10 protein-coding genes are annotated in these 6,703 nt (G+C 36.1%); 3 read left to right on the top strand and 7 right to left on the bottom strand.

Going from position 1 to position 6,703, the window contains the following annotated elements; all coding sequences use genetic code 11:
- The coding region (locus tag B5V89_RS16630; protein WP_142406536.1) for a transposase at positions 1–170 on the bottom strand (170 nt) is incomplete at its 3' end.
- A 306-nt stretch (positions 171–476) separates the two neighbouring features.
- On the opposite strand from B5V89_RS16630, the gene B5V89_RS16625 reads away from it, so the two are divergent.
- From B5V89_RS16625 to B5V89_RS16615, 3 genes are read left to right on the top strand one after another with little or no spacing between them, the layout of a single operon-like run.
- Positions 477–842: a hypothetical protein gene (locus B5V89_RS16625; RefSeq protein WP_108073067.1), complete on the top strand. Its 366-nt coding sequence runs from the start codon at positions 477–479 to the stop codon at positions 840–842.
- 47 nt (positions 843–889) lie between these two features.
- Entirely contained in the window at positions 890–1,369 is a 480-nt protein-coding gene (locus B5V89_RS16620) for a hypothetical protein (RefSeq protein ID WP_108073065.1), read from the top strand.
- Entirely contained in the window at positions 1,362–1,577 is a 216-nt protein-coding gene (locus B5V89_RS16615; RefSeq protein WP_108073062.1) for a hypothetical protein, read from the top strand. The genes B5V89_RS16620 and B5V89_RS16615 overlap by 8 nt, the downstream gene beginning before the upstream one ends.
- A gap of 94 nt (positions 1,578–1,671) precedes the next feature.
- On the opposite strand, the gene B5V89_RS16610 is transcribed toward B5V89_RS16615, so the two are convergent.
- From B5V89_RS16610 to B5V89_RS16590, 6 genes are all read right to left on the bottom strand, one after another.
- Positions 1,672–2,667: an N-acetylmuramoyl-L-alanine amidase gene (locus B5V89_RS16610; protein WP_108073060.1), complete on the bottom strand. Its 996-nt coding sequence runs from the start codon at positions 2,665–2,667 to the stop codon at positions 1,672–1,674.
- Positions 2,668–2,718: 51 nt separating this feature from the next.
- Entirely contained in the window at positions 2,719–3,018 is a 300-nt protein-coding gene (locus tag B5V89_RS16605) for a phage holin (protein WP_108073058.1), read from the bottom strand.
- A 3-nt stretch (positions 3,019–3,021) separates the two neighbouring features.
- Entirely contained in the window at positions 3,022–3,354 is a 333-nt protein-coding gene (locus B5V89_RS16600) for a hypothetical protein (RefSeq protein WP_142406535.1), read from the bottom strand.
- 480 nt (positions 3,355–3,834) lie between these two features.
- The gene (locus B5V89_RS16595; RefSeq protein ID WP_108073054.1) at positions 3,835–4,908 is read right to left on the bottom strand and encodes a nitric oxide synthase oxygenase; all 1,074 of its coding nucleotides are present in this window, start codon (positions 4,906–4,908) and stop codon (positions 3,835–3,837) included.
- A 225-nt stretch (positions 4,909–5,133) separates the two neighbouring features.
- Positions 5,134–5,295, bottom strand: a complete 162-nt coding sequence (locus B5V89_RS20215; RefSeq protein WP_181294699.1) for a hypothetical protein — start codon at positions 5,293–5,295, stop codon at positions 5,134–5,136.
- Entirely contained in the window at positions 5,295–6,701 is a 1,407-nt protein-coding gene (locus B5V89_RS16590; RefSeq protein ID WP_142406534.1) for a tail fiber domain-containing protein, read from the bottom strand. Before B5V89_RS16590 ends, B5V89_RS20215 begins: the two co-directional genes overlap by 1 nt.
- Between the last annotated feature and the right edge of the window lie 2 nt (positions 6,702–6,703).

Genomic DNA, 6,703 nt, shown 5'->3' with positions numbered 1-6,703 from the left:
ACAGTAACATCTACTTCACCGTATTTGCCATCTTTATATTCACGAATCCAACGACTTACCATGTTCGGATTCAGTTCGTATCGACGTGCTACTAACGAATTATTGTCTGTCTCAGTGGCTTCTTTTACGACTTGTAATTTAAAATCTTTTGAGTGTTTTGTTCGTTTCATTATGTCAGCCTCCTTGGTACATTAAGTAGTATAATATTTATTACTCTTACTGTCCAAGTTCATTTAGGGGCTATAGAGATTGGACACACATAAAAGAAAGGATATTACACGTTGCTAATCAACTTGAAGGAGACGATAAATACAAGAAAGAAGATGCTGTAAGAGAGTTAATAAAAGTCTTGGAATATATGGATGATAACGAACCGAGAGCCGTTTATATAAAAGAATAAAAAAGTTTATAAAAACCCTTTACATATAATTAATTACATGATATTATTTATATATAAACAAAGGGAGGTAATAAAGATGATGAACATTAAAGAAGCTTGTGAGAAAGCATTAGAAAAATTTGAAGGTGAATATTACTACATCGGTATTCGCTTCGAAGATAAGGAAAGAGAAATCGGTGAAATTTGCGAAAACAGTCGTCACAACATTGATCGTGAGGACGAAAGAGAATTTCCCGAATACGGCACAGAAGAATATGAAGAAATGTTTGAACTAGATGGGACGTCAGCGTGGAACCTAGAAACATACGATGACTTTAAAGGTCCATTTGCTACATATCATTGCTACATCATCGCTGGGAACCGTATCACTAATAAAGATGATGGTCTTGATGATAATGAAATCGTAATTGAAAACGCAGTCGTTTTAGAAAAAATCTTTTAATAGACTCTCCCACATTGGGGGAGTTCTGAAAGGCAAGGGGTTCTATAATGTCCAAAAAGCTAGATTTAACCGGAAAGAAATTTGGTAAATTAACCGTTATAAGAGAACTACCGGAACGAAAGAAAGGTAGAATTATGTGGCGCTGTAAGTGCGATTGTGGTAATGAAAATATCGATGTGGTTGGCATATATTTGACAACAGGGCAAACTCAATCTTGTGGATGTATGAAAAAAGAATTAGAGATAAAAAATCTCCGTGAGGAATATGAAAATAAACGTGTGGATGGGGTAGTGAAACCTTTGTTTAAAGACAAAGAGCCACGAAAGGACAGCTCTACCGGATTCAGAGGAGTATCAAAATATCGTACACGCAAATCAAAAGAATTGCGGTATCGTGCATGGATAACTGTTAAAGGCAAGCAATATTACAAGTCAGGCTTCAAAACTGCCGAGGAAGCTTATTATAATGGACGTTTAAAGCTAGAAGAATTGCATTTACCTAAGAAGGAGGATCACACCGATGAATAAAAATGAACAAATCAAAAAATGGATTGAAGAAAATTTAATCATGCAGGATGAAGCTAGATCAATTACGGACCAGTCCGTTCCGGGGTTTAATCAGTCGGTTGCGGCAGGAAAAATAAAAGCATTTGTCGAATTCGGGGATGTAAGAAAGACTCGTTTATATTTACGTTCAGAAGTTGAAGAATACGCTAAAAATAAAAGAAATCGATAAAATATGCCCCTCCTATAAGGAAGGGCTTTTAATGTGGAATCGTGATGGAATATTAATTTTAGCAATTGACATTCAAAATATACATCCGCACAATTTATTTTATTTTTGCTCCAGTAGATGGTGCTGCGTAAATATTCACAGTGCCAAAGTCATCGGTCTTAATTGTATAGACGTCTTTCTGTGGACTGCCAAGAATCTCGTAAGATAGCCCACCAAACTTTTTAGGATTCAAATATCCTTTTTCATTACCCTTCACAGGAGCTTTATTAGTTGGGTAAACTCTCCATGATGGATCACTTGCTGGGAGATAAACTTTTTTTGTTTTAGGTTTAGATGCTGGTTTTGTCTCTTTCTTTGGTTCTGATGGTTTACCAGCTTTTAATTTAGCAAGCAAGGAAGTATTTTGTTCAGCTTTTCCTGAATAATTTTTAATACCATATTGCTTGGCCAACTTCTTTCGATTGGTCATACTTGAATCCATACCTTTCGACTTCATCCAATCGACTAGACCAAGATTATCAGTTTTAGTAGGTGCAGCTGAATTATTTGGCTTTGATTCAGTCTTCGAAGGTTTTGGACCTTCCACAGGCTTAGATGATGATTCCCCACCCTTAACTTTGTTTAAGAAATCATTCCAAGTGATACCCTTATCACCACTTCTTAAATAACGAGGACAATTCTTTCCACTCCAATTGTTGTGCTGAACCACTTTTGATGCAGGGATATTGTGTTGATCCATTAGATACTGAACCAACCACACTGCGTTTTCTACCGCCTTCTTAAAATCGCCATCACTATTTACACAGATTTCAATACCAATCGATTTCATATTACCTGGTCCTCTGCCATCACCTGCATGCCATCCTACCTCATTTGTGGGTAAAGACTGATAAATGGAGTCTTCATCAACTTGGAAATGCCATGATGCTTGTCGGCTATTACCGTTGTATTGTAATCTTGCATGAGCTTCATCATTTGCCCCTTTTGCAGTATTATCCGTTTCATGGATTGTGATATATTCAGGATTCATTTTAATGCCTGGGCGAGTGAATGTATTTGAAGCAGGGATAAATTTTTGGTTGATATTCATAAACTATCAATCTCCTTTTAATTTAAATAGAAAAAGAGCAACGATTATTCGTTACTCTACAAACTTGCTATCGTCCCTTGGTCTGTCATATCTTAAGGCTAGCTTACTATCCCCTACTCCTTTAACTGTGGGATCAGTAACCGTATTAAAAACGCTGATAATGATTAATGCTAATAAATAAGGGTTGCTGTAAGCTTGTACAACTAAGTCCCACAACGTGCGCCATGTGGTTAAATCAGCAAAGGATAGACCCACATAAGCTAGTAGTGGAGTCAGAGCTGCCAGTATGATTTGCGCAATAAAAATTGGGTTTTTAAATCGTACTTTCCAGTTAATTTTCAATATAAACATCTCCTATTTAAAAATTAAAGATAAAACGCCAAAAATTAAGCCTCCGCCACCAAATATGGCAAGAGCTAAATCCCATCGTTTGTTGCTACTATTTTGTTTAATGTTTAACGTATGCTCAATTAGACGATTGAGTAGGGCTTCTTGCTCCTCTCTTTGCTTATTGATAAGTGACTTTTGCTCATTGATTAGATTTTTCTGTTCCTTACCTTCTTCTAGGAGCGTTTTTTCAATCCTTAATTGCCCTGTCTCCACTGCCTGCATTTTGTTCGTCAAATCCGCATAATTTTTTTCTAACGCTAAAATACGTTTTTCGTGGTCTTGCACGATGCTCTCCATTGCACTTCCCTCCAATTTGACCACACCCCCATCCCTTTTTATCTATCTCTAGGTATAAAAAAATAGCCCAATTAATGGACTAATTAAGTAGATTTCTATAATTTTCTTTAGTAACATAATCTTCCTAATACCGGATATATCTATAAATATTGATATATCAGTATTTATTGACGTTTATAAAGATAAATATTTAATATTGCGTCATAAAATTAGTATTAATTTCATGAGCAAAGCAAATATTAAAAATAAAAAGTGGTGATACAATGTTTAAAACACAAACATATAAACTTCTCCTGGCAAGCACTATATTATCCAGCATATTTAGTATAGTTATTACGATATTAACTGTATACCATCAGTTCCATATAACAATATGCTTAGAGGATTTAAATAAGAGAAGCACTCATTAAGATGGGCGCTTCTTTCGCATTTCTTCAATCATTCTTCGTCTTAAAGTAATGAGTAATAGAATTCAACGATTTAGTATGGTTTATCTTGATAAAAATAGTTTGGCTTAACCGTATCATTTTTATATGGCTTGTGAAATATATGAGTTGTCGCTGGTGCTAACGGAGGAATAAGCCATGCCCAATTTCCAGTAACAGACCTTCCTTTCTCCTTTTCTTTCTCCTCAAATTTCTTGAATTGCAATGCAGCCGTATGATGGTCCACAATACTTACTCCTTCCTCTTTAAATGAATATAAAACTGCTGTATTCATCTCTACAAGAGCTCTGTCTTTCCATAAAGTAGCGTTACTCCTAGTATCCAGTCCCATTAAGTCGCCTATCTTAGGAAGCATATTATATCTAGTTTCATCTGCTAAGTTCCGAGCGCCAATCTCCGTCCCCATATACCAGCCATTAAAAGGAGCTGCTGTATAAGTAAGCCCACCTATTTCAAGACACATATCAGATATGATAGGTACTCCATACCATTTCAAATGTAAATCTTTAAACCACTCTAATTCCGGATGGCGAATGTCTACTTCGATAGGGAGATCAACGGGCAACTCAAATAATTTAGGACGATTTTCATTTATCTGAATAACTAAAGGAAGTATATCAAATGATCCATACCTTGGTTCCCATCCTAGTTCAATGCATTTCTTTGTAAAACTAACAGAAGAAGAATCTCCTATTACACCTTGATCAGTTTCATATCCTGCATATCGTATTAATTGGTGATTCCAAATACGTATTTTTTTATTTGTAGATGTATCAGAAAAAATGGTGATGGTTGGTCGGATACGACCTTTATTTGTCGCATACTTGATGTGCTCTATTAATGCTTCGAAAATTTCCTCTTCGGTATTAGAGTATCTTTTGTCATTTACACTTAATTGATTCCAAAATAATCTTCCTATACAACGATTACTGTTACGCCATGCAACTCTAGCCCCATATTCTAGTTCCTCGAAGTTGTGTGAATAAGTCCCTTCTATAAGGATTTGGTTCCTAACTTCATTTATTCTATATTCTAATTCTTTTTCAGATTTGTTTAATTCGCCGTAGCAAGTGTGAATAAACTCAACTGCATGTTTTAATAAATCCACTTTCTAAAGTGCCTCCTATAGCTAAGAATGCTTCTATCATACCATGAAAAGTCTATTCAATTTTTTTCGGTATTGTGAAAAATAATAAAGTGTACTCCTAGTTTATCCATAGCTTTCTTTATAATAAAAGGATGTTCCAATGACATATTCATTTTGCCTTTATTGTTAGTAAAAAATTCGTTATCAATGAACAGAATGTTCCTACAAAGACAAAATAAAAAAGCCTTATTCGGCTTCGGTTTCTTCTTCCTGTGGTTCGTATTTCTTTAATTCCTGTTGTAGCTTTTGAATCGTCATCTGGCAGAGCAAGTTTTCATGTTGCAGATTACTAATCATTTCTCTCTGTTTATTTATGATTTCTTGGGCAGATATCACTATATCTTCCATTACGCAGCTCCTCCTAGTTTTTGTTCTAACATTTCTATTCTTTCATGTAATTCCTGAAGAGATTTCCAAGACATACTTACCATCGCACCTAGATCAGCCCCATCACCTCCTAATTCGATAGCCCAAACAGGTGCCTCTTGGACTATAATCCCAACGTGAGGAAATTCTTCGTCCAATTCATTCTTGTATTGGAACTGACGAATAGGAGTAGAAAGAATCATTTCTGTAGCATTATAGTTCCAAACATCAATATTTTTCTTGTATTCCGCATTTGATAATTGGGTGATCGTATTAGCTTTAACTGTGTTTTGTGAAATTGATAAACTACCTGCGGGAGCTGTTAAAGATCCAGACTCATATTTTAAAATGTTATTACCAAAGTTATATGTGTTAGCAGTAATCGTATTTTCCTGTATCTTGGTACTCCCACTCGGCGCATATAAGCTTCCTGCATCATACTTTAACACCCCATATTTACCAAAAAAGAATGTGTCAGCTGTAATCGTATTTTGGGCAATTGACACGGAACCACTTGGAGCCTCGATAAAGCCGTTACTGTACCGAAAAGCACTACCGAATTTAATTAAACCATTTAGCTCGATATTGCTCGCATTAACGATGACATTATCATCTGATTCAAGATATAACGTAATAATGTCTGACGCTAAGTTACTTGTCGCCTTTATCCCAAACTTGGTATCTGTTCGAGATGATAAAGTTTCGTAAACATCAAAGCGCATAGAGGCATCAGTATTAACATCTGTAGTGATATTTATCCCAGTGTTCCCGTTTATTTTGACTGTTTGATACGAGTTGGCGAAGGCGCTTAGCGTTCTGATCTCAAGAGTACCATTAGTAATTTTTACGTACTCGTTTCCACTGGTACCATATTTTGTGGAGATAAAATTACTTCCCTCAATTTTAATTTGTCCGCTGGTAGAGTTGTCTGTTGTCGTAAAGCTCGAACCTGTTATAGTAGAGCCGTCAATTTTCCCTTTTACAGTGACATTACCATCTGAATCTACGACAAATTTACCACCAGCTAGATTCATAGTAACACCGGTGATATTACCGGCAGTTACTTTACCCAAATCAGCTGAAAGTGCGCTTAATTCTCCAACACTTAAAGTATCAGCATCCATTTTTGAAGTAGTCCATGCACTACCTGTCCATTTTTTTATCGCAATTACCTTTCCGGTGGAATCAGTCTGAAACCACGTAGAATTGGTTGCTGGGTTATTAGGAGCAGTAGTACCCATATAGGCGATGCCGTCTTTTCCGGCAGGTCCAGTTTCTCCTTTATCACCTTTGTCTCCTTTGTCACCTTTCATCGTTACCCATTGATTTTGATTAGCATTGAATGTTCTAAGGACATATTGATTGGGATCCGACGTGTCTAACCACAACG

Source organism: Heyndrickxia sporothermodurans, from assembly GCF_003055045.1.
Lineage (GTDB): Bacteria > Bacillota > Bacilli > Bacillales > Bacillaceae_C > Heyndrickxia > Heyndrickxia sporothermodurans.
The sequence above is the reverse complement of the archived record's forward strand: the minus strand, read 5'-3'. Positions and strand labels throughout refer to the sequence as shown.